Source organism: Marinimicrobium alkaliphilum (genome assembly GCF_003259155.1).
GTDB classification, from domain to species: Bacteria; Pseudomonadota; Gammaproteobacteria; order Pseudomonadales; family Cellvibrionaceae; genus Marinimicrobium_A; species Marinimicrobium_A alkaliphilum.
Genome location: NZ_QGMQ01000001.1, coordinates 407,316 through 429,440, shown reverse-complemented (window position 1 = coordinate 429,440; position 22,125 = coordinate 407,316). Strand labels below are relative to the sequence as shown.

Here is a 22,125-nt window from a genome sequence, read left to right as displayed (position 1 = left end):
GAGGTTCTCTCGGGGCTTTTGTCGGTGACTGAAAACAGGCATTATAGCCGACACAACGGGGAGTATGATGATGACCGACGACGAGCGCGACCAGCGCGAACCACATTCAAAGCCCAGTGTTGGGCAGATTATTTTCAGTACCCTGGCGGCGGCCTTCGGCGTGCAGAGCAACAAGAACCGGGAGCGGGATTTTACCGGCGGCAATATCTATATTTACATGGCCGCCGGGGTCATCTTCACCACGGTGTTTGTGGTGCTGATGGTGCTTCTGGTGCGCTTTATTCTGCGCAGCGCAGGCGCACTCTAAGGCGCGCTTAAACGTGCTTCCAGAGATTCAGGGTTTCCACCCCACCGGCGCGCAGCAACTTTTGGATATTGCCTTTGAAGGCTCGCAGTTCAGTCGGATGCAGCTCGCTTAAAAACCGGGTTTGATGCTCAGCAGCGGCGCTGTTGAGCTGTTCAATGAGCTGCTCACCCGCCTTGGTCATGAAAATGGTGACCGAGCGCCGATCCAAGCCTTCGTGTACCCGCTCAATAAAGCCCTTCGCTTCCAGACGATCCAGCAGACGGGTCACAGCCGAGCGATCAACACCGATATTGTCGGCAATCTGGGCGGGGGTGCGGGCAAGCTGGTGGTGCAGGACGTTGAGGGTCATCCACTGAGGCCAGGTGACGTCATAGGCCTCAAGTTGCTGATTGAACTCTTCTTTCATCAGATTCGACAGGCGGGAAATCCAAAAACCGAAGCTGTTGTGCAGGTGAAAGCCGGATTGCTGCAGACTGCGTGCCTTTTCCATCGTTTTACCTCGATACTGCCCACGAAATGTCATGAATCGTCAAAAGTGTGACACAGATCACTTGTCGAGACAATAGTTGCGCCTGCAACCTTGCCTTGCATTCCAATCCAAGCGCTATGAAAGCTCATTCAGGGGAGGATGTTAATGCGGTGGGGGATACAGTCAGAGTCAGAAAAAATGACGAGAGAGGCTTAGCCGAACGGCATCAGCCTCAGCGGGCTAGCAGCAAGCAGAATACAGTGCGTTAGGCACCCTGGCTGGCAATCCAGAAGATGCAGGTTGCAACAAAAACAGCGATCAGTGCCACAGCGGCAACGGCGTCGGCAATCGTATCCGGTGATTCTTGATGACTTTCAAATTCTTCAGTCATTATTTTTATCCCCTCATGGTCTTTTAGTACGGCAGGATGGAAAGGTCATGTCCGGCGGAATTTTAAACACATTCTGTAGAGTGATGACAAGTCTTTTACGCCACCAATATAACCAAAACGCATCGATTTAGCGCAAAACAATCGTTCTCAGCGGCGGCTGATCTTGGTATCTTGGCGGTCACATTGAGAGCCCCCGACACCCTTCGAAAGCCGCCTGATACTCGCGATCAGGCGGCATTTCGTGTATGCTGCGCGGCTTCCTGACGGAGTGAAACGAGCCTTTATGTATATCTACGACGACCACGATCATACAATTTTGCGCCAGCGGGTCGCCCAGTTCCGGGACCAGACGCGCCGATACCTCGCTGGCGACATCCCCGACGAGCATTTTCTGCCGCTGCGCCTGCAAAACGGCCTCTATATTCAGCGCCTGGCGCCCATGCTGCGCATCAACGTGCCCTACGGTATGCTCAATAGCACACAGCTGCGTACCCTGGCCCATATCACGCGCACCTATGACAAGGGCTACTGCCACGTCAGTACCCGCCAGAACATCCAGCTCAATTGGCCGGAGCTGGAAGAAGTGCCGGACATCCTGGCCGAACTGGCCAAGGTGGAGATGCATTGCACCCAGTCGAGCGGCAACTGCATCCGCAACATCACCTCCGATCAGTTTGCCGGCATCGCCGAGGACGAGGTGATTGATCCCCGCCCCTACTGCGAGATTCTCCGTCAGTGGTCGAGCTTTCACCCGGAATTCGCCTTCCTGCCGCGCAAGTTCAAGATCGCCGTCAGTGGCTCTGAGCGTGATCGCGCCGCCATTCAGGTGCACGATATCGGCCTCCAGCTGGTGCGCGACAGCGAAGGCAAAACCGCCTTCAACGTGTACGTTGGTGGCGGCCTGGGCCGGACGCCGGTTATCGGCAGCCTGATTCGTGAAGCTCTGCCCCAGGAGCACATTCTGTCCTATCTGGAAGCCATTCTGCGGATCTACAACCAGTTTGGTCGCCGGGACAACAAGTTCAAGGCACGCATCAAGATTCTGGTAAAAGCCATGACCCCCGAAGTGTTTGCCGAGAAGGTCAACGCTGAGTGGGCACACCTCAAAGACGGCTACAACACCCTGATTGAGGACGAGATCGCGCGCGCCAAGAGCTACTTTACCGAGCCCGCCTATGAGGTGCTGGACGACGGCGAAGCACAGCAGGCGCTGGACGCCCAGGCCGCCGAGAGCGTGGCCTTTGGCAAGTGGTTGCAGCGCAACGTGCGCGGCCACAAGCAGCCGGGCTATGCGGCGGTGACCCTGTCCCTCAAGCCGACCGGCGTAGCGCCCGGGGATGTGACCGACAAGCAACTGGAAGTGATCGCCGACCTGGCCGACGCCTTCAGTTTTGGTGAAGTCCGCACCACTCACGAGCAAAACATTGTGATGGCGGATGTCAAAAAGGCCGATCTTTACGCCCTGTGGCAAAAAGCCAAGGTCGCCGGCTTTGCGACCCCGAACATTGGCACGCTGACCGACATTATCGCCTGCCCCGGCGGCGACTTCTGCTCCCTCGCCAACGCCAAATCAATCCCGATTGCCGAGGCCATCCAGCGCCAGTTTGATGACCTGGACTACGTCTACGATCTGGGCGATATCGACCTGAACATTTCCGGTTGCATGAACGCCTGCGGCCACCACCATGTGGGCCATATCGGTATTCTGGGTGTGGACAAAAAAGGCGAGGAGTTTTACCAGGTTCAGCTCGGTGGCAACGCCGCCAACGACGCCTCCCTGGGCGCGGTGCTCGGCCCCGCCTTCAAAAGCGAGGAAATGCCCCAGGTCGTCCAGAAGATCATCGACGTCTATGTGGACAACCGCAACGGCGACGAGCTGTTTATCGATACCTTCCGCCGCATCGGCGTGGCCCCTTTCAAGGAGCGTGTATATGCCAAAGCTAGTTAAAGACGGCGCCGTGATTGACGATACCTGGACGCTACTGGAAAAGCCCGAGGGCGAGCCTGCGGAGGCTGAGGTGCCGACCGGCGCGGTGATCGTCCCCCTGAGCGTCTGGCAGGCGCAGAAGGACACGCTTGCCCAGCGCCCCGATGTCGGCGTCTGGCTCGACAGCGACGAAACCGCGGATCAACTGGGTGAAGATGCTGCGCACTTGCCGCTGGTGGCGGTCAACTTCCCCGTCTTTGCCGACGGGCGGGCCTTTACCACTGCCCGGGTGCTGCGCGAGCGCTATGACTTTCAAGGCGAGTTGCGCGCGGTCGGGCATTTTATTCGCGACCAGCTGTGCTATCTCCGTCGCTGCGGAGTGAATGCCTTTGCTTTTGCGGATCAGAGTATCAACCTGGAGGAGGCCGCCCAGTCGCTGCACGACTTCAGCGAATACTACCAGGCCAGTGTCGACCAGCCACTGCCGCTGTTCCGCCGGCGCGCATCCTGAACCTGAGGCTTCCTGGCCGCCGCCCGGCGGTCAGGAAGCCACTTTCCTGCCTGCATCACTGAGTGCGAAGAAACGCTCCAGCCGCTCCGCCTCCCACATGGTGTCCTGATATCCCAATTCCATTAATTCGCGGATAAAGCCGTTGTGAAACAGCAAGTAACTGGCCGCGGTCGCGCCACCCCCCTTGGCGGTGGCGCCAATGGCTTTAAGGAAGAAGCGCAGGCTCTTGGGCAAATACCGGACATTGCGCCCCGCAATCGCATCGAGCGCCCGTGACGGTGAAATCACCATATCCTCAACCACGCGTAACTGCTTGCCGGTGGCGTCAGTAATCCCCTGGCCTTCGGGTAGGCTGCGCACCAGCTTATTCACCCGCTCCAGATGCTCCAGGTCGACTTCCAAGGCGTCGATAAAGGCGCTGTTGAACAACTGACCTACGATCTGCGCCATTGAGGGTGAATGCCGCACCGGACGCCGACGACCGGGCTGTTCGAGTTCGCGATTGCCGCTGACCCCAATGACAAAGACCGAATCAGCCCCCAGATTGAGCGCCGGGCTGATAGGTGCCAACTGGCGTAATGCCCCGTCACCAAAATACTCCCGGTTGATACGCACAGCGGGAAAAATGGTCGGGATGGCGGACGATGCCAGAAGGTGTTCGAGCTTCAGGCGCGTGGGCACGCCCACCCGTTGATGCCGCTCCCAGCCGGTCAGGCTTTCATGCCCCTGAAAGAAGCTCACCGACTGCCCGGAACTGTAGCCCAGCGCTGTCACACACACGGCGCGCAGCTTGCCTTTGGCAATATTTTTATCGATATTCTCAAAGCGTACCGCCGTCCCCAGCAGGTGCCAGAGCGGCGAATTGTCGAGCATGGACAGCGGTCGACGGCGCCCTACCCCCTCGTTGAACAACGACATGCCGATCAGGCCCATACCTTTAAAGATATCGCCCCAACCGTGCAGGTAGATCTGATCAACGGTGAGATTGTCCCAAATATTGCCAAGCGTGGTGACCGCCTCCCGGAAACTGCCCGGATGCGCAGCCAGGGCCAGGGCATTGATGGCGCCGGCGGAGGTCCCACAGATGATCGGAAAGGGATTGGTCGCATTGGCAGGCAGTATCTTTGCCAAGGCCTGCAAGACGCCCACCTGATACGCGGCTCGGGCGCCACCGCCAGAGAGTATTAACGCTCTGCTCATAGTCAACTCGTTACGTCGGCGCCAATACTAGGTCGGCACTACTGGGGTTCGGCATCACGCAGTTCGCGGCGCAACACCTTGCCCACATTGGTTTTAGGTAACTCATCGCGGAACTCAACCTGATGGGGCACCTTGTATGCCGTCAGTTTGGTCTTGGCAAATTCGCGCACTTGTTCAAGCGTCAGGTCCTTGTTGGTACTGACGATAAAAGCCTTAACGACCTCACTGCCCTCGTCATCGGGAATCCCGACCACGGCCGCCTCGGTAATGTCCTCATGGGAACACAGCACATCTTCCACTTCGTTCGGGAAGACTTTAAAACCAGAGACATTGATCATGTCTTTCTTGCGGTCGACAATCTTCACGTAGCCATCATCCTGAATAACCGCCATATCGCCGGTTTTGAACCAGCCTTCGCTATCGAGTGCCTCGGCGGTTGCATCCGGGCGTTGCCAGTACCCCTTCATGACCTGAGGGCCGCGCGTGCACAGCTCACCAGACTCGCCATTAGGCAGGCTATTGCCCTCTTCGTCGATGACCTTGCACTCGGTGTCCGGTACCGGCGTGCCCACGGTGCCGAGCTGAATTCGCCCCGGTTGGTTGGCACAGACCACGGGCGAGGTTTCGGTCAGACCATAGCCTTCGCACACTTCCGAACCGGTCACTTTCTTCCAGCGCTCCGCCGCCGCGGCCGTCAGTGCCATTCCGCCCGAGGAGGTCAACCGCAGGCTGCTAAAGTCCAGCTTGAGGAAATCCTCGTTGCGGCACAAGGCATTGAACAGGGTGTTAAGACCGACAAAGACCGTAAAAGGTACACCCTGAAGGGCTTTGACAAAGGCTGGAATATCGCGCGGGTTGGGAATCAACACGCTCTGGCTACCCAGGGACAGGCCCGCCATACAGTGCAACGTAAACGCATAAATATGGTAAAGCGGCAGGGGCGTGATAAACACCTCCTGGTTCTCCCGCAACGCCTCAGACAGATGCTCACAGAGCTGCATCTTGTTGGCCACCAGATTGCGGTTGGTGAGCATGGCGCCTTTGGCCACGCCGGTGGTGCCGCCGGTGTACTGCAGGACGATCACGTCCTCGGGCTTCACCGCGACCGGGCTAAAAGCCTTTTGCTCGCCCAGCGCCAACGCCTGACGCAGCCCGACCGGATCATCAAAGGAAAACGGGGGCACCATTTTCTTGACGTACTTGACCGCAAAGTTGAGTAGCACACGTTTGACCGGGGGGTGCAGATCCGCCAACTCAGTGACGATCACCTGCTCGACCTGGGTATCCTTAATAACCTCCGACGCCGCCTTGGCAATATTGGCGAGCACCACCAGTGCCTTGGCGCCAGAGTCTTTCAACTGATGTTTGATCTCATGGGCGGTATACAGCGGGTTGGTATTGACCACCACCAACCCGGCACGCATCGCGCCAAACACAGCCACGGGGTATTGCAGTACATTGGGCAACTGCACGGCAATGCGGTCGCCGGGCTCGAGGGCCGTATGGTTCTGAAGATAACTGGCAAAGCGCGCTGACAGTTGGTCAATATCCCGATAGGTCAAGGTATGGCCCATGCAGGTAAAGGCGGCACTGTCCGCATACTGTTTGCAGGCTTGCTCAAATACCTCGACGACCGTCCGATTGTAATCAGCGCTCATGCATCGACTCCTGTGTTTTTATTGGCGCACAAGTTAGCGCCGGCAGGGGCCGGCGCATCTGTTTTAATAGTGGCAGAAGGCGCCGCTTTGTCAACACCTCCCGAACACTACTCCTCAGATCACCCGCACGTTGATGACATGCTCGACCTCGGCAATCGCCTTGATCACGGCCTCGGACGGGACCTGTTCCAGGTCGATAATATTGTAGGCAATATCCTTGCGGCTTTTGTTAACCATATCGATGACGTTGACATCGTGATCAGCCAACACCGAGAGTACGTGCCCAAGAACGCCGGAGACGTTGTCATTACTGATCGTCACGCGAGCGCCGATGTTATCAGCCCGCTCCATGGTGACCGCCGGGAAGTTCACTGAATTGGTGATATTGCCCTGCTCCAGATAGGCCATCAGCTGATTGGCCGCCATGATTGCGCAGTTCTCCTCTGCCTCGGCGGTGCTCGCACCAATGTGCGGCATGGCGTAAACGTCATCACGGTTGAGCAGGCAGGGTTCGGGGAAGTCGCATACGTAACGCCCCAAAACACCCGCGTCCAGGCTCTCGACCACGGCTTCAGCGTCGACGATGGCCTCGCGGGCGAAGTTCAGCAACACCGCACCCGGGCGCACAGACTTCAGGGTTTCGCTGTTGATCAGGTGTTGAGTGGCCTCAATGGCCGGTACGTGCAGGGTAATATAGTCCGCTCGGGCAAGCAGCGCCTGCAGGTTCTCCATCCGGCCGACCCGATTGGGCAGGCGCCAGGCGGCCTCCACCGACAGTGCCGGATCATAGCCGACCACATTCATACCCAGCGCCAAGGCGGCATCTGCGATCATCGAACCAATTGCGCCCAGCCCCACTACACCCAGAGTCTTGCCTTTGAGCTCACTGCCGGCGAAGCGCGATTTCTCTTTCTCCAACAGTTTGGACATGGCGTCAGCATCGGTCATGTCGGTCAGGCTATTCGCGTAAGCCATACCCGGCAAAATGCCGCGCGAGGACATAAGCATGCCCGCCAACACCAGCTCTTTGACCGCATTGGCGTTGGCACCGGGTGAATTGAATACCACCACACCTTTTTTGGTGTACTCCTCCACCGGCACGTTATTGACGCCTGCACCGGCGCGCGCAACCGCCTTGACGCTCTCAGGCAAAGGTTCGCCGTGGAGCTTGTGGCTACGCAGGATATAAGCGTCCGGGTGACCAATCTCGCTGGCCACTTCGTAGCTGTCGCGGCCGAACAGGTCCAGGCCTTTGGTCGAAATCGTGTTGTAGGTTTTTATTTTGTACATGGGTCAGCTCCCTAAAACGGACAATGGCAGCCCGGGGGCTGCCATAGACAAATAAATTCAGGTGGTTATGCGGTCACTTGCTGGTAGGCCCAGGTGAGCCAGGGCAGCAGCGCTTTGACATCGTCAGTTTCGACCGTCGCACCGCACCAGATCCGTAGGCCCGGGGGCGCATCGCGGTAGGCACCGATATCATAGGCCACGCCTTCGGTATCGAGCAATTTGACCAGTTGTTTAACCTGCTCCGGCGTCGCGTCCAGGGTAAAGCAGACGCTGGTATTGGAGCGGGTTTCCGGGGTCTGTGCGAGGAAACTGATCCAGTCGTTCTCCGCGACAAACTGCTCGAGCACCGCCAGATTGGCATTGGAGCGCGCAACGGCCCCTTTGAGTCCACCAATGGACTCGATCCAGTCGAGCGCGTCCAGGTAATCCGCGACACAGAGCATGGAAGGGGTATTAATGGTCGCACCTTCGAAGATTCCCTCGATCAGCTTACCGCCCTTGGTCATGCGGAAGAGCTTCGGCAACGGCCAGGGCGGCGTGTAGGACTCCAAACGTTCAACCGCCCGCGGGCCGAGAATCAACATGCCGTGAGCACCTTCACCGCCGAGCACTTTTTGCCAGCTGAACGTCACCACGTCGAGCTTTTCCCAGGGCAGGTCCATCGCGAACACGGCCGAGGTAGCATCGCAAATGGTCAGTCCCTTGCGATCAGCGGGGATCCAATCGCCGTTGGGCACCTTCACGCCCGACGTCGTACCGTTCCAGGTAAAGACCACGTCGTTGTCGAAATTGACTTTGCTCAGATCCGGCAGATCACCGTAATCGGCTTCATGCGCAGTCAGGTTGTCGAGTTTGAGCTGCTTGGTGGCATCCGTGAGCCAGCCCTTACCGAACGACTCCCACTGCATGATATCAACCGGGCGCTGCCCCAACAGCGACCACATGGCCATTTCCACAGCACCGGTGTCCGAACCGGCAACGACACCCACGCGGTAACCTTTGGGCAAACCCAGAAGCCGGGCAGTGTCTTCACAGGCACGTTGGAGCGCCGCCTTGCCGAGCGCGGAGCGGTGCGAGCGCCCGAGAGTGCGAACGTCAAGCGCATTCAGGTCGTAGCCCGGGCGCTTGCTGCACGGACCGGATGAAAAATTGGGGTTGTTGGGTTTTACCTGCGGTTGCATAGGTGTCCTCTTTCCTCAATGCCTAAGGGGCTGGGCTGTCGTAAACAAAGGGGCGATTATGCCAGCTCTGACGTCAATAACCTAGCGGGCAAAGAAAAACCCCGAGGCGGAACCCCGGGGTTTTGCAGTCGCCGGTCTTATCCGGCCGTGCGATCAGCGCCTTAGAAAGTGAAGCGCAGACCGACACCGATTTCGTTGTCCATACCGTTGGTGTTGATTTTATAGGAACCTTCCACCGCCAGATTCTCTTCGAAGAAGTAGCGGGTGCCGACTTCAAGACCGAAGAAGCCATCCCACGCGGTGTCATAAGTCCCCCGGAAAATCACCGGGATTACCATGTCGTCGTTCTGCAGGTGGTAGCTAGCACCCACGATGGCGCCGGTATCGTCAAACATGCCCCAATCATAATGGCTGATACCGAGAACAGCTGACAGACTGCTGTCAATATCGCGCATCAGGTATTCACCCGTGACTCGCAGAACCGAATCACCGGCATCAATAAACTTGCCGTGCAAAGAAAGCTCCGGCGTCAACGAGCCGCCACCGGCCAGGTAGACGTTACTGTCGCCAAAATCATAGATACCGCCGGCGATGTAAGCGTCGGCAGACGCGTGTGCAGAAAAAGCCATTGCACCAGCGATAGCAGTCGCGATCAGGGTTTTCTTCATAACAATAATCCTTGCTGTATATTCAGTAGATTTCCACAACAACAACGTGTGTTGTGCGCGAATCGTAACACAAGCGTAACACGATTCTAAGGACGGAAACCGGGATCAGCTCACACTCCCAAGCTGACTAACGGCCCCTCGCCGAGTGATCGTGCACGCCATGACCTGTTAGTGGGTATAGCCCCCTTTCCGCCAGGATGCAACCTTATGGTGCACGCTTATTCTCGCGCCCCATCGCCGCCTCAGCCGGCAACAAAACACAATATCATCCTACTTTAAGCCATGAATTAGGACGCTATGCAGACACACCAAAACAAATAGAGGACAGAAAGGCAATAATAACACACATGAAGGGATAGTTTAATTTATTTGAGGAGCGCAATCATTTTTCGTTGACAGGCCTCTCCGCAAGAGTAACAATAGCCTTAAGCAAAAAAGCCCTCTGGAGTAACCCCCAGAGGGCGAAGGGACACGTCGATGTATCAACCAGGCACCGACGGTGAGAGACCTGAGAGATCGATATCGATCTACAACACCAGAGACCGGCAAAGCCGGCGATAAAAAAAGACACCACAACCACCCGGAAGGGCGAAAGCTCTTTCGGGGGTGTCGCACAACACACCCCTAGCCTCTTTTCCTCTGGCTAACGACAATCGATTTCTCATTCGAAATAGTACACCATTCCCGAATGACTTATCAAATGTCGTCGATAGTTACTTTACTCCCAGCTGACAGCGCTGTCAACCCAACGAAAACGATTTTCTTTAATTTGCGCGCCAAGCGCGATTGACAGCGCTGTCAGATGCCCTTACACTGCCGAAAATAGGGGCCTGCCACCGGCACAGCCAATTTCATGCGTGAGCACTACGGGAAGTCAAATGAGTCTGTTATTGATTGCCGATATTGGCGGTACCAACGCCCGATTGGGCGTGATTGAACATCATGCCGGCCAGAACGCCGACACTACCCTTCAGCGTCAAGCCCCCAAACTCGAACAGAGCCTGCGCTGCGCCGATTATGCGGATCCGGAAGCCCTGATCCGCCACTACTGCAACCAGGCGGGTATCGACATCCCCCAGTACGCCTGCCTCGCCATCGCAGGCCCGGTAGAGAACGGCATGGTTAAAATGACCAACCACAACTGGTCATTTTCGGCCCAGTCGCTCACTGCCAATCTCGGCATGACGCGTATGGAGCTGCTCAACGACTTCGCCGCTCAGGCCCATGCGGTTCCCCATTTGCGTCCGGAGCACACGGTTTGCCTGTACCAGGCCGACGCAGCCCCTTTGGCACCAAAAGCAGTTCTCGGGCCTGGCACCGGCTTTGGCGCGGCTGCCATGGTGCCTACAGAAACGGGCCCCAAAGTCCTGACCGGAGAAGGCGGCCATGTGAATTTTGCCCCCGGTACGGAGCGCGAAATCGCGATCCTGCAGTACATGCTCAAGCGTCAGGCCCACGTATCCCTGGAGAACCTCATTTCCGGGCAGGGGCTGGTCAAGCTGTACACCTCGCTGGCCGCGATCGATGGCGTCGTACCGGAGAACTACACCCCGGCAGACGTGAGCACTAAAGGCATGCAAGGCGAAGACGCCTTGTGCGAGGAAGCGATGCAGATTTTTTGTGCCGTCCTGGGTTCGGCTGCGGGCGATAAAACCCTGAACTACGGCGCGCTGGGCGGCATTTACCTGGCCGGTGGCATTTCACCCCGCATTGTCGACTACCTGCCCAAAACCGACTTTTTGGCACGTCTGCAAGGCAAGGGGCCCATGCACGGTTACCTGCGCAAAATCCCAGTGTATGTGGTGACCCACGGCACCGCCGCCCTACTCGGCTCGGCCGCCTGGATCATTCACCTGCGGGAGCGGGACCAACAGAGTCCCGCACAATAATACTGGATGCCAAAACCTGGTTGCTGAGCCCTTTCTGGCCCTTGACGCGCTGCAAGAGGAGTTCAGTCGCGCGTCGAGCCATTTCCTGGATGGGCTGGCGCACAGTGGTCAGCGCCGGCCAGATCTGGTGCGCCACCGGACTGTCATCAAAGCCCGCCACCGACAGTTGCCCCGGAATGGCGATACCCATCTCATGCGCCACCTTGATAACGCCGGCCGCCATATCGTCGTTACTCGCAAAAATGGCGCTCGGATGCCGAGGCCGGGACAGCAGCGCACGCGCAGCCTCTTCGCCCGATTCAAATGAGTTGAGGCCCTGCACAACCAATTTAGGGTCGATACTGAGTCCGCTCTCCGCCATCGCCTCACGAAAGCCATCGTAGCGGTAGGCCACCGCCTTGTGATCCGGGTGGCCGGTAATAAAACCAATGCGCGTGTGGCCCAGCTCGATCAGGCGCTGGGTCATGTCGAATGCGGCTTGCTGGTCGTTGGTTTCCACGTAAGGCGAGTTCTCTTTCTCCACCGCCGGGGCAATCCGGACAAAGGGAATCTTCTGTTCGTTGAGCAACTCGATGATCTCCGGCACATCCGATACCGGCGGCGTCAGGATAAGACCGTCGACGCGGGTCTGCCGGATGACGTCGGCAATTTCCTTGGTCACCTCCGGGTCTTCGTAACTGCACGGGTGAATCAGCAGATCGTAGCCCCGGGCCCGACAACTGCTGAGCACACCGGTCTGCACGTCGAGCACATAACTGGCACTGGGGTTATCGAACAACAGACCGATCACGTAGGACTTGCGACCCGCGAGGCTGCGGGCAGAAAGGTTGGGCCTATAGTCCAGCTCGTCCATGGCCTTCTGGACTTTTTCCCGCGTGGCGGGACGCACGTTGGGCTCTTTGTTGGCTACCCGGGATACGGTCTTAATGGAGACCCCGGCGCGTTTGGCGACATCATCAATGGTTGCATTGGCCACGTCAGTTCTTCCGTTGCATTATCGGTTCGCTAAAACCCGCCGCTTGCCCGGGCACCCGTTGTTTTTGGAACGCTTGTACTCAATAAAGCAGTGTAAACAATTTGCGCTGAAACTCCACCGCCAACGGATCGCCTTTGCCCAGACTGGCCAGTATGTCCATCAGCGTCTTTCGAGCGCCGCCCTCGGCGTAATTCTTATCCCGGGTCAGAATAGCCATCAGGTTCTCCAACGCGGGCCGGTGATAACCTTCCTGGTATTGCTGCAGCGCCAGTTTGTAACGGGCGTCCAGGTCGTCCGGATTCTGTTCGAGCGCTGCTTCCAGTCCTTCCAGCTCTGGTGTCTTGGCGGCCTGCTCACTCAAGGCCAGCTGTGCTTTGACTTGCTCGTAAAGCGCGTCCTGATCCGCCAGCTTGACGGTATCAAGCAGCTGCCCGGCCTCATCCGGGCGTTTGAGGTCAACCAGCGCCTGTGCCATCAGGCACGCCACCTGCGGTGGCTCGCCCGCCAGCTCGTACACCTGACGCAACAACGGCAGAGCGTCCTGGGCCTGGCCCTGCGCCAGCAACGCCTGAGCCTGTTGCAAATCACCCTCCCAGGGTTTGGGCAAATGCTTTTCCAGCAACGCGCGCACTTCGGTTTCCGGCTGCGCACCGCCAAAGCCGTCGAGCGGCTGACCGTCTTTGATCAGCATCACCGTGGGCAAACTGCGCACCCCAAACTGCCCCGCCAGCGTCTGCTGATCATCGGCGTTGATTTTGGCAAGCAAAAACTGACCCTGGTACTCATTGGCGAGCTTCTCCAGAATCGGGGTCAGGGTTTTACAGGGGCCACACCAGTCGGCCCAAAAATCCACCAGTACCGGACGTTTGAAAGATTCATCAATCACCCACTGCTGGGCGGTCTCCATGGTGACATCAACAATGTTTTGCATAACGATTTACCCTTGGGTTTCCGGACGCATGGCCGGGAACAACAACACGTCGCGAATTGAGGCAGCGTTGGCAAACAGCATCACCAGGCGATCGATACCAATGCCTTCACCGGCAGTCGGCGGCAGGCCGTACTCAAGCGCGCGAATGTAATCGGCATCGTAGTGCATGGCTTCATCGTCGCCGGCGTCCTTCTCGCGCACCTGCTCCATAAAGCGCTCAGCCTGATCTTCGGCATCGTTCAATTCCGAGAAGCCGTTGGCCAGCTCGCGGCCCCCCACAAAAAACTCGAACCGCTCGGTTACGGCCGGGTTGGTGTCACTGCGTCGGGCCAACGGTGACACCTCAGTCGGGTACTCGGTAATGAAGGTCGGCTGATCGAGACGGTGCTCGACTGTTTTCTCGAAAATTTCAATCTGGATTTTACCCAGCCCGTAAGCATCCTTGACCGGAATACCCAGCTTGTCCGCCACCGCTTTGGCGGCGTCGCGGCTGCTGATATCCTCGGCATTCAGATCGGGGTTGTACGCCAGAATCGAGTCGAACACGCTCAAACGGCGAAACGGTTTGCCAAAATCGTATTCGCTCTCCTGATACTGAATCGTGGTCGTACCCACGACTTCCTGACACAGGTTGCGCAGCATGTCTTCGGTCAGATCCATCAGGTCGTTGTAGTCGGCATAGGCCTGGTAGAATTCAATCATGGTGAACTCGGGGTTGTGTCGGGTGGACAGCCCCTCGTTGCGGAAATTGCGGTTGATTTCATACACCCGTTCAAAACCGCCCACCACCAGGCGCTTGAGATACAGCTCTGGCGCGATACGCAAATACATATCCATGTCCAGGGCGTTGTGGTGAGTGATAAACGGCCGCGCGGTGGCACCCCCGGGAATGGTCTGAAGCATGGGGGTTTCCACCTCCATAAAGTCCCGACCATTCATATAGCGGCGAATAAAATCGATACAACGTGAGCGCAATCTGAAGGTATCGCGCACGTCCGGGTTGACGATCAGATCGACGTAGCGCTGGCGGTAGCGCAACTCCTGATCGCTCAGGCCGTGATATTTCTCAGGCAGTGGCCGCAGGGATTTGGTCAGCAGCTGGTATTCGTCCAGAGTGACATACAGGTCGCCGCGTCCGGACTTGCTCAGGGTGCCTTTGACCCCGACGATATCGCCGATGTCCCAACCGCCCCACTGGTCGCGCAAGACCTGCTGCGCGGCCTTGTCGGCGTACAGCTGGATACGACCGCTGGCGTCCTGCAGCACCATGAAGGGGCCGCGCTTGGCCATTACCCGTCCGGCGACGCTCACCACCTTGCCCATATCTTCGAGCGCCTCTTTGCTCTGCTCACCAAATTCGGCCTGCAGATCAGCACTCTCATGCTCGCGACGAAAGTTGTTCGGAAAGGGATTGCCCTGTTCGCGAATACTCGCCAGTTTGGCGCGCCGTTCGGCAATCAGTTTGTTCTCGTCCTGGGCGGTCTGGGTGTCTTTGCTCATAGAGTGCACTACCGATAATTTCGATCGTTAGAAAAGTCAGTGCCGGCCTTAGAGGCCGGCCTTCAAACTGGCGACAATAAATTGATCCAAACCGCCGTCAAGCACGGCCTGGCAATTGCTGGTCTGGACGTTGGTGCGCAAATCCTTGATGCGCTGATCGTCCAGCACGTAGGAACGAATCTGGCTGCCCCAGCCGATATCGGCTTTGTTGTCTTCCAGAGCCTGTTTGGCTTCGTTGCGCTTGAGCATTTCCTGCTCATACATGCGAGCGCGCAGCATCTTCATGGCCCGGTCCCGGTTCTGGTGCTGGGAACGTTCGCTCTGGCAGCTCACCACGATCCCCGTAGGTCCGTGAGTCAGGCGCACGGCCGAATCGGTTTTGTTGACGTGCTGACCGCCGGCGCCACTGGCCCGGTAGGTGTCTACACGGAGATCCGCCGGATTGATGTCAATTTCGATATCGTCGTCGATCTCGGGAGAGACAAACACCGAGCAGAACGAGGTGTGGCGGCGATTGCCCGAGTCGAAGGGCGACTTGCGTACCAGGCGATGGACGCCGGTTTCGGTGCGCAACCAACCAAAGGCGTACTCGCCTTCAAAGCGGATGGTGGCACTTTTGATGCCTGCCACTTCGCCCGCCGAGGCCTCCTCAAGGGTGGTTTTAAAGCCCTTGTCCTCGCCCCAGCGCAAGTACATACGCAGAACGATTTCGGCCCAATCCTGAGCCTCGGTGCCACCCGAACCCGACTGGATATCCAGGAAGGCATTATTCGGGTCCATTTCGCCGGAGAACATCCGACGAAACTCCAGGGTTTCAAGCTGGGCGTCCAGGGCATCGATTTCGCCTGTGACCTCGGCCACACTGGCCTCATCGCCTTCATCGGCCGCCATTTCCAGCAACTCTCGGCAGTCGGCCACGCCGGTCTGCAGATCTTCGATGGTTTTTACCACCGTTTCCAGGGAGGCGCGCTCGCGCCCCAGGGCCTGCGCCCGGTCCGGGTCTTCCCAGACCCCCGGCTCACTCAGCTCCAGTTCAACTTCAGTCAAACGCTCTTTTTTATGAGCGTAGTCAAAGATACCCCCTAAGCACATCGGTGCGCTCAGCGAGGTCTTTCAAGCGGTTTAACAGTGGATTGATTTCCATAAATAGCCAATCACCTAAGTCTGTCGGCGGGAGGGTAAAGAAAGGGAGGCATTCTACCTTAGCGGGCCGCTTTCACCAAATGGCAAAAGGGCCCGCCGGGACGGGTGGAGGCGGGAGCGTCAGACGCCGATATTTTTCAGGGTTATCATGATTTCGCGCAGCACCGCGCTGGTACGCGGGTGCTCCTCTTCCATGTCTTCAATCAGCAGCTCCATGGTTTCCAGCATCGCCGGATCCGGTGGCGCCTTGGCGCCGGCCGGGTGGATATGTCGCTCCACGTCGTCCAGCAAGCGCCGCTGGGCTTCGCTCGGTTGGTCGTCGCCGTACATATCGTGCAGCTCGCCAATCAGGGTTTTGATGCGTTGCTGGGGCATAGGCGGTTTTCCTCGCGGTTGTTGACTATAGTGACAGTATAGCAACCCCTTGACCGGATGTGGCACCGATCACGCCAGTTCCCGTAACACTTTGCCTGGCGGCGTGGTGACCACTGAGCGGCAGCCCGCCACGCCCAAGCCCGATACCAACGCCGCTCCGGCCAAAGGCCCTGCGATCCAGAGCCAGTAATGGGGGCGCACCGGAATCTCCAGCACAAACAACTGCAACCCCATCAGCAGCACTTCGGCGCCGACAATGGCAATCACGCCGGCGAGCACGCCGAGGATAGCGAACTCGTAGAACACGCTACCGAGAATCAACTGGCGCCGGCTGCCCAGCGCACGCAACAAGGCCGACTCCTGACGCCGAGCCGCGAGGCTACCGTTGACCGCCGCAAACAACACCAGCACGCCGCCAAACAGGGTCATCCACAACACCAGCTGCACCGCATTACTCACCTGGGTGATCACCCGCTGTACCTGCTCAATGATACGATCCAGTTCCATCACCAGAATGGTCGGGTATTGGCGCAACAGCTGATTCAAAAACGGCTTATCCTCCGCAGGCAGATACATGCTCGTAATGTACGTGGGCGAGAATTCATCGAGTGCGCCGGGTTCGAAGATGAAATAGAAATTCGGCCGCATGCTGTTCCAGTCGAGGGTGCGGATACTGGCGACTTCGGCACGCAGCTCCAATCCGCCCACCGAGAAGCGCAGCCGATCACCCAACGCGAGCCCCAGTCCCGTGGCCGCATCCAATTCAACCGACACCCCGGGCAGGTCGGCATCCGAACGCTGCCAGTCATCCCACCAGAGGCCCTCAATAATTTCGTTGTCTTCCGCGAGGCTGTCGGTCCAAGTCAGATTGATTTCCCGGCGCAGGGTATTGTGCTCCAGATCCAGCTCGCGCGCGTTGTTGTCATTGATCTCGGTGAGTCGCCCACGCACCATCGGATAGAGCGGCTGGCGCTCAATATTCTCATCGTCGAGCAGCCGCTGGATTGGCGCTACCTGATGTTCGGGAATATTGACCAGAAAATGGTTCGGCGCCCCCTCGGGCAAAGTCGCCTGCCACTCCGCCACCATGGAGGTGCGCACCACCAGGAGCGTGAACAGCAGCATCAGGGCCACCGAAAACACCGCTATCTGAATCAGACTTTCGGCACGCCGGCGCTGCAGACTGGCCACCGCCAGACGCCAGATGCTGCCGGCACTGGCACCAATACGCCGGCTCAAACTGAGCAGTGCCAGGGCCAACCCGAGGGTAATCAGCAACACCACCAAGAGCGCCGCGAGCACACTCAATGCCAGTGCCAGGTCTCTTGAGAAAAGTGCGACCAGCACCACGACCGCAAGCGCGGCGAAAAACAATTGCCAGGAGGCTTCCAGCCGGTTCGGCTCCAGCTCCCGACGCAAAACTTTGAGCGGCGGCACGCCGGGCAAAAACCACAGGGCCGGCAACGCGAAACACACCAAAGCGATGACGCCGGTGAGCAGGCTGAACACATAGGGGTAAAAACCTGGTGCCAGCAACTGCACTTCAAAACCGGACTGAATCCCCCAGGCGATCGCGCGCTGGGCGATTTCCGCCAATACCAAGCCTATCAGCGAGGCGCCCGTCGCCAGTACCAATAGTTGCGTCAAATACAAGCGACGCACCTGCCCGGCACCGGCGCCGAGACTTTTCATCAGCGCCACCTGATCCTCATGGCGCTCGGCAAACTGACGCGCCGACAAGGCAATGGCCACCCCGGCCAGCAGCACACCGATGACCGCCGCGAGCAATAAAAAACGCTGACCGGTGTCCAGGGTGTTGGTCAACCCCTGCTGAGCCGTACGCAGGTCGATAATGCGCTCGTGCTCACCCAACGCCTCTTCCAACCATTCCACACCCTGACGCAGGACCGTATCGCTGTCGGCGGCAAGCAACCACTGGTAGGTCACCCGGCTGCCGGGCTGGATGACTTCCGTGCGCTCGAGGTCCTCCAGATTCATCAACAGGCGCGCGCCCATGGCGTTAAACGGGTTGCCGCCATCGGGCTCACGCACCAGAATACGGGTCACCGTCAGTTCGTACTCGCCCACGCCGACGGTATCCCCCAGAGCGATATCCAGCAGCGGCAACAGCCGCCCATCCACCCAGGCCTCCCCCGGCGCGGGCACGCCCTCGGCCACCACGTTGCCGTCGGCGGCAAAGGCGCGCTCGTTGACCACCAGATTACCCCGCAAAGGGTAACGCTCGTCCACGGCCTTGATCCCTGCCAGATACATTTCTTCGCCGGCGAACACCATGGAGGAGAAGGTCACCGCCTGGCTCTGCTGCAAACCCCGGGCCTCGGCTTCGGGAAACCAGTCCGGATTGATCGGGCGCGAGCTGCGCACCACCCGGTCCGCGCCCAGCAACGCATTGCTTTCCTGAATCAGGCTGCGTTCGAGACGATCGGTAAACAGGGCGATGGCGCCCACCACACCCACGGCAATCACCAACGCCAGACCGAGCAGCTTCAGCTCGCCACTGCGCCAGTTGCGCCATAACAACCGCAATGCCAGCATGCTCACGCTCCCTGCAACTCGCCCGCGGTCAGTTCGACCCGGCGCCCACAGCGTTCGGCCAGGCGCTCCTCGTGAGTGATCAGAAGCAGCGTAGTGCCCTGCTCGCGGTTGAGCTCAAACAAAAGATCGATGATCTTGGCGCCGGTGACGGTGTCCAGGTTGCCCGTGGGCTCATCAGCGAAAAGTACCCGGGGCTGGCTGGCAAAGGCACGGGCGATGGCGACCCGCTGCTGCTCACCACCCGAGAGCTGGGGCGGGTAGTGGCTCAGGCGCTCACTCAAGCCCACGCGCGCGAGAAACTCCCGGGCGCGCTCGCGGGCGCCACTGACGCCGCGCAATTCCAGCGGCAACATGACATTCTCGAGCGCACTCAAGCCCGGCAACAGTTGAAACGATTGGAAAATAAAGCCCACATGATCGGCGCGCACCTTCGCCCTGCCCTCCTCGTCGAGGGTGGTCAACTCCCGACCCGCAAGGGCCACGCTGCCACTGGTGGGCGTATCCAGCCCCGCGAGAATACCCAGCAGGGTCGACTTGCCGGAACCCGAAGGTCCGGTGATCGCCAGACTCTCGCCGTCCGCTACCGAAAGGCTGACCCGATGCAAAATCTGCAGCTCGCCCTCAGCGGTTGTTACCCGCTTCTCAATATCACGAGCATCCACCATCAATGTGCCGGTCATTCACTGTTCCTCAACTTTTTCCAATTTGTGCGGACTAAACGGTATCATGACTTACGCCCAACCCTCTTCAACGGATGCTTGCGATGACAAGATACTTGCGACTGCTGCTGTGCCTGTTAATTCCCCTGAGCCTTTCCCTGCCCACCTGGAGCGACGATCGCCCCGTGATTCTGGTGATGGGTGACAGCCTGAGCGCCAGCTACGGTATCGATCAAGAGGATGGCTGGGTCACACTGCTGGCAGCGCGCGTGCGTGAAGACCACCCGCACCGGGTGATCAACGCCAGCGTCAGCGGCGAAACCACAGGCGGTGGCCTGGCGCGCCTGCCGGCCCTGCTGGACAACCATCAACCAGACATCGTGATACTTGAACTCGGAGGCAACGACGGCTTGCGTGGCCATCCGATTGGCGGCATGAAGCGTGAACTGGCGGCCATGATCGAACAAAGCCAGGACGCTGGTGCCGAGGTTCTGCTGGTGGGCATACAGATCCCGCCCAACTACGGTTCGCGCTATACCCGCCAGTTTGCCGAAACCTTCCCGGCCCTGGCGCAGGAGTACCAGATTCCTCTGGTGCCCTTCCTGCTCGAAGGTGTCGCGACCGTCGAAGGCATGATGCAGGACGACCGCATCCACCCCACCGCCGCGGGTCAACCGATCATGCTTGAGCACGTCTGGGAGCAACTGGCGCCGATGCTGGATGGCGCTCAGTGATTGCCGCTGGGAGCACCCAGGGGCTCCAGATAATCCACCAGCAACTGCACTGACTGACGCCCCCGGTACTCATTGACGTCGAGCTTGTACGCCAGGCGCACGCGCCGAACCTGCTGATCGGGCCACTGAGCCAGGTCGACATTGAAAGCAATAGCATCCAGGGCCTGTCGGCCCTGCTCGTCCGGGCTCACCACCAGTTTCAGGTGCTTTTCACCCACCAGGCGCTGCTGAATCACCGTGAACTCACCGTCGAACAGCGGCTCGGGAAAATGCTGCCCCCAAGGGCCAGCCTGGCGTAGCTGACTGGCCAAATCCAAACTGAAATCAGCGGCGCTCAGCTCCCCATCGGTGATGACCTCGGCCGCCAGGTCCTCATCGGTCAGTTGGCGCCGGACTTCAGTATCGAAGGCTTGCTGAAACTCGTCGAAGTGTTCGCGCTTGAGACTCATCCCCGCCGCCATGGCGTGGCCCCCAAATTTCTGCAGCAGGTGCGGGTGACGTGCCGCCACCGCATCGAGCGCATCGCGAATATGCAATCCGGGAATGGAGCGCGCTGAACCTTTGATCTCACCGTCGCCAGCATCAGCAAAGGCAATGGTCGGGCGGTGATGGCGGTCCTTGATACGCGAGGCCAGAATGCCAATCACCCCCTGGTGCCAGCTGCCATCGTACAAACACAGGCCCCACGGCAATTCGCCCTGCTGTTCGCCCAGAACCCGCTCCAGCATCGCCTGAGCCTCCTGCTGCATACCGCTTTCAATGGCTTTGCGGTCGCGGTTGAACTCATCCAGCTCCAGGGCCATTTCCCGGGCCAGGGCGTCGCTCTCGCACATGAGACACTGGATGCCCCGGGCCATGTCGTCCAGGCGCCCAGCGGCGTTGAGGCGCGGGCCGATGGCAAAGCCCAGATCGGCAGCTACCAACCGGTGGGGCGAGCGTCCGGCCACTTCCAGCAGCGCCCGGATGCCCGGACGCGCCAGACCGGCCCGAATCCGCTCCAAACCCTGAGCCACCAGCAGACGATTATTGCGATCGAGCGGCACCACGTCGGCAACGGTCCCGAGCGCGACCAGATCCAGGTAATCCACCATCTTGGGCTCGGGGATGCCTGCTTCGGCAAACCACCCCATTTGACGGAGTTCGGCCCGCAGTGCACTCATCACATAAAAAATCACCCCAACCCCGGCCAGGTGCTTGCTCGGAAAAGGGCAGCCTGGCTGGTTGGGATTCACAATGGCCTCGGCAGGGGGCAATTCCTGCCCCGGCAGATGGTGATCGGTAACCACCACCGCAATACCCCGCGCCTGCGCCGCACGTACCCCCTCAAGGCTGGAAATGCCGTTATCCACGGTGACGATCACATCCGGCGCCATCGCAGCCGCCACCTCGACAATCTCGGGGGTCAGGCCGTAGCCGTATTCAAAGCGGTTGGGTACCAGATAATCAACCTCGCGCAGGCCCATGGCCTTGAGCGCGAGGACCGCCAACGCCGAGCTGGTGGCGCCGTCGGCATCAAAATCCCCGACCACCAACACTTTCGCGTCCGCCACAACGGCGTCGGCGAGCAGACTGACAGCCTCGTCCATGCCTTTAAACTGCGGACGCTGAAGGTATTTAAGCTGGTAATCGAGTTCTTCGGGGGAGGCAATGCCCCGCGCCTGGTAGACGCGAGACAGCACCGGAGGCAGGTTGTCGGCCACTATGGCAGAGCCCTGAGGCTCGCGCCGACGAATCAGTTTTTGCATAGTATCCTGATAGGG

Annotated in this window: 20 protein-coding genes; 5 read left to right on the top strand and 15 right to left on the bottom strand. The window is 58.9% G+C overall.

The features are described from left to right. The first annotated feature begins 70 nt into the window (after window positions 1–70). On the top strand, window positions 71–307 hold the full coding sequence (locus tag DKW72_RS01990; protein ID WP_232522280.1) for a DUF2970 domain-containing protein: 237 nt from the start codon (window positions 71–73) through the stop codon (window positions 305–307). A gap of 7 nt (window positions 308–314) precedes the next feature. Here the strand turns inward: DKW72_RS01990 and DKW72_RS01985 are convergent, their stop codons facing one another. Both DKW72_RS01985 and DKW72_RS16660 read right to left on the bottom strand, forming a co-directional pair. After that, the gene (locus tag DKW72_RS01985) at window positions 315–797 is read right to left on the bottom strand and encodes a MarR family winged helix-turn-helix transcriptional regulator (RefSeq protein WP_157960363.1); all 483 of its coding nucleotides are present in this window, start codon (window positions 795–797) and stop codon (window positions 315–317) included. A 244-nt stretch (window positions 798–1,041) separates the two neighbouring features. Then, window positions 1,042–1,167, bottom strand: coding sequence for a hypothetical protein (locus tag DKW72_RS16660; RefSeq protein WP_269777869.1), 126 nt, complete (start codon window positions 1,165–1,167; stop codon window positions 1,042–1,044). A 283-nt stretch (window positions 1,168–1,450) separates the two neighbouring features. On the opposite strand from DKW72_RS16660, the gene DKW72_RS01980 reads away from it, so the two are divergent. Further along, on the top strand, window positions 1,451–3,115 hold the full coding sequence (locus tag DKW72_RS01980) for a nitrite/sulfite reductase (protein WP_111640625.1): 1,665 nt from the start codon (window positions 1,451–1,453) through the stop codon (window positions 3,113–3,115). Further along, window positions 3,099–3,605 carry a DUF934 domain-containing protein gene (locus tag DKW72_RS01975; RefSeq protein ID WP_111640624.1) on the top strand — a complete coding sequence of 169 codons (507 nt, stop codon included), beginning with the start codon at window positions 3,099–3,101 and terminating at the stop codon, window positions 3,603–3,605. The genes DKW72_RS01980 and DKW72_RS01975 overlap by 17 nt, the downstream gene beginning before the upstream one ends. 30 nt (window positions 3,606–3,635) lie before the next feature. On the opposite strand, the gene DKW72_RS01970 is transcribed toward DKW72_RS01975, so the two are convergent. The 5 genes from DKW72_RS01970 to DKW72_RS01950 all read right to left on the bottom strand — a co-directional run bounded on the left by DKW72_RS01970 (window position 3,636) and on the right by DKW72_RS01950 (window position 9,602). Next, on the bottom strand, window positions 3,636–4,805 hold the full coding sequence (locus DKW72_RS01970; protein WP_111640623.1) for a patatin-like phospholipase family protein: 1,170 nt from the start codon (window positions 4,803–4,805) through the stop codon (window positions 3,636–3,638). Between the two features lie 38 nt (window positions 4,806–4,843). After that, window positions 4,844–6,463, bottom strand: a complete 1,620-nt coding sequence (locus DKW72_RS01965) for an AMP-binding protein (protein WP_111640622.1) — start codon at window positions 6,461–6,463, stop codon at window positions 4,844–4,846. Window positions 6,464–6,577: 114 nt separating this feature from the next. Beyond that, complete coding sequence (locus DKW72_RS01960; RefSeq protein WP_111640621.1) at window positions 6,578–7,753, bottom strand: phosphoglycerate dehydrogenase; 1,176 nt, start codon at window positions 7,751–7,753, stop codon at window positions 6,578–6,580. 65 nt (window positions 7,754–7,818) lie between these two features. Next, window positions 7,819–8,934: a phosphoserine transaminase gene (locus tag DKW72_RS01955; RefSeq protein WP_111640620.1), complete on the bottom strand. Its 1,116-nt coding sequence runs from the start codon at window positions 8,932–8,934 to the stop codon at window positions 7,819–7,821. A gap of 161 nt (window positions 8,935–9,095) precedes the next feature. Then, the gene (locus DKW72_RS01950; RefSeq protein ID WP_111640619.1) at window positions 9,096–9,602 is read right to left on the bottom strand and encodes a hypothetical protein; all 507 of its coding nucleotides are present in this window, start codon (window positions 9,600–9,602) and stop codon (window positions 9,096–9,098) included. Between the two features lie 878 nt (window positions 9,603–10,480). On the opposite strand from DKW72_RS01950, the gene glk reads away from it, so the two are divergent. Next, window positions 10,481–11,491 (top strand): glucokinase, encoded by a 1,011-nt coding sequence (glk, locus tag DKW72_RS01945; protein WP_111640618.1) that lies wholly within the window; start codon window positions 10,481–10,483, stop codon window positions 11,489–11,491. Here glk and DKW72_RS01940 read toward each other — a convergent pair. The 7 genes from DKW72_RS01940 to DKW72_RS01910 form a co-directional block, all read right to left on the bottom strand. Continuing rightward, window positions 11,448–12,467, bottom strand: a complete 1,020-nt coding sequence (locus DKW72_RS01940) for a LacI family DNA-binding transcriptional regulator (protein ID WP_111640617.1) — start codon at window positions 12,465–12,467, stop codon at window positions 11,448–11,450. The genes glk and DKW72_RS01940 overlap by 44 nt on opposite strands. 79 nt (window positions 12,468–12,546) lie before the next feature. Continuing rightward, a complete protein-coding gene (trxA, locus tag DKW72_RS01935; protein WP_111640616.1) occupies window positions 12,547–13,398 on the bottom strand; it encodes a thioredoxin in 852 nt (283 codons plus the stop codon). A gap of 6 nt (window positions 13,399–13,404) precedes the next feature. Then, a complete protein-coding gene (lysS, locus tag DKW72_RS01930; RefSeq protein WP_111640615.1) occupies window positions 13,405–14,898 on the bottom strand; it encodes a lysine--tRNA ligase in 1,494 nt (497 codons plus the stop codon). A 48-nt stretch (window positions 14,899–14,946) separates the two neighbouring features. Next, window positions 14,947–16,042, bottom strand: a protein-coding gene (prfB, locus tag DKW72_RS01925; RefSeq protein WP_111640614.1) for a peptide chain release factor 2 whose coding sequence is annotated in 2 segments (ribosomal slippage) — window positions 14,947–15,969 and window positions 15,971–16,042 — 1,095 coding nt in all. Because the reading frame shifts where the segments join, the coding sequence is not laid out codon by codon here. Window positions 16,043–16,161: 119 nt separating this feature from the next. Next, window positions 16,162–16,416 (bottom strand): DUF4404 family protein, encoded by a 255-nt coding sequence (locus DKW72_RS01920; RefSeq protein ID WP_111640613.1) that lies wholly within the window; start codon window positions 16,414–16,416, stop codon window positions 16,162–16,164. Window positions 16,417–16,485: 69 nt separating this feature from the next. Further along, window positions 16,486–18,972 carry an ABC transporter permease gene (locus DKW72_RS01915; RefSeq protein WP_111640612.1) on the bottom strand — a complete coding sequence of 829 codons (2,487 nt, stop codon included), beginning with the start codon at window positions 18,970–18,972 and terminating at the stop codon, window positions 16,486–16,488. 2 nt (window positions 18,973–18,974) lie between these two features. After that, the gene (locus DKW72_RS01910) at window positions 18,975–19,652 is read right to left on the bottom strand and encodes an ABC transporter ATP-binding protein (protein WP_111640611.1); all 678 of its coding nucleotides are present in this window, start codon (window positions 19,650–19,652) and stop codon (window positions 18,975–18,977) included. 83 nt (window positions 19,653–19,735) lie between these two features. Between DKW72_RS01910 and DKW72_RS01905 the strand changes: the two genes are divergently transcribed. Continuing rightward, the gene (locus DKW72_RS01905) at window positions 19,736–20,365 is read left to right on the top strand and encodes an arylesterase (RefSeq protein ID WP_111640610.1); all 630 of its coding nucleotides are present in this window, start codon (window positions 19,736–19,738) and stop codon (window positions 20,363–20,365) included. Here DKW72_RS01905 and recJ read toward each other — a convergent pair. Continuing rightward, window positions 20,359–22,110 carry a single-stranded-DNA-specific exonuclease RecJ gene (gene recJ / locus DKW72_RS01900; protein WP_111640609.1) on the bottom strand — a complete coding sequence of 584 codons (1,752 nt, stop codon included), beginning with the start codon at window positions 22,108–22,110 and terminating at the stop codon, window positions 20,359–20,361. The genes DKW72_RS01905 and recJ overlap by 7 nt on opposite strands. Between the last annotated feature and the right edge of the window lie 15 nt (window positions 22,111–22,125).

Coding starts and splice junctions, on each gene's coding strand:
- DKW72_RS01990 (WP_232522280.1), top strand. CDS start 71: ATGACCGACGACGAGCGCGACCAGCGCGAACCACATTCAAAGCCCAGT.
- DKW72_RS01985 (WP_157960363.1), bottom strand. CDS start 797: ATGGAAAAGGCACGCAGTCTGCAGCAATCCGGCTTTCACCTGCACAAC.
- DKW72_RS16660 (WP_269777869.1), bottom strand. CDS start 1,167: ATGACTGAAGAATTTGAAAGTCATCAAGAATCACCGGATACGATTGCC.
- DKW72_RS01980 (WP_111640625.1), top strand. CDS start 1,451: ATGTATATCTACGACGACCACGATCATACAATTTTGCGCCAGCGGGTC.
- DKW72_RS01975 (WP_111640624.1), top strand. CDS start 3,099: ATGCCAAAGCTAGTTAAAGACGGCGCCGTGATTGACGATACCTGGACG.
- DKW72_RS01970 (WP_111640623.1), bottom strand. CDS start 4,805: ATGAGCAGAGCGTTAATACTCTCTGGCGGTGGCGCCCGAGCCGCGTAT.
- DKW72_RS01965 (WP_111640622.1), bottom strand. CDS start 6,463: ATGAGCGCTGATTACAATCGGACGGTCGTCGAGGTATTTGAGCAAGCC.
- DKW72_RS01960 (WP_111640621.1), bottom strand. CDS start 7,753: ATGTACAAAATAAAAACCTACAACACGATTTCGACCAAAGGCCTGGAC.
- DKW72_RS01955 (WP_111640620.1), bottom strand. CDS start 8,934: ATGCAACCGCAGGTAAAACCCAACAACCCCAATTTTTCATCCGGTCCG.
- DKW72_RS01950 (WP_111640619.1), bottom strand. CDS start 9,602: ATGAAGAAAACCCTGATCGCGACTGCTATCGCTGGTGCAATGGCTTTT.
- glk (WP_111640618.1), top strand. CDS start 10,481: ATGAGTCTGTTATTGATTGCCGATATTGGCGGTACCAACGCCCGATTG.
- trxA (WP_111640616.1), bottom strand. CDS start 13,398: ATGCAAAACATTGTTGATGTCACCATGGAGACCGCCCAGCAGTGGGTG.
- lysS (WP_111640615.1), bottom strand. CDS start 14,898: ATGAGCAAAGACACCCAGACCGCCCAGGACGAGAACAAACTGATTGCC.
- DKW72_RS01920 (WP_111640613.1), bottom strand. CDS start 16,416: ATGCCCCAGCAACGCATCAAAACCCTGATTGGCGAGCTGCACGATATG.
- DKW72_RS01915 (WP_111640612.1), bottom strand. CDS start 18,972: ATGCTGGCATTGCGGTTGTTATGGCGCAACTGGCGCAGTGGCGAGCTG.
- DKW72_RS01910 (WP_111640611.1), bottom strand. CDS start 19,652: ATGACCGGCACATTGATGGTGGATGCTCGTGATATTGAGAAGCGGGTA.
- DKW72_RS01905 (WP_111640610.1), top strand. CDS start 19,736: ATGACAAGATACTTGCGACTGCTGCTGTGCCTGTTAATTCCCCTGAGC.
- recJ (WP_111640609.1), bottom strand. CDS start 22,110: ATGCAAAAACTGATTCGTCGGCGCGAGCCTCAGGGCTCTGCCATAGTG.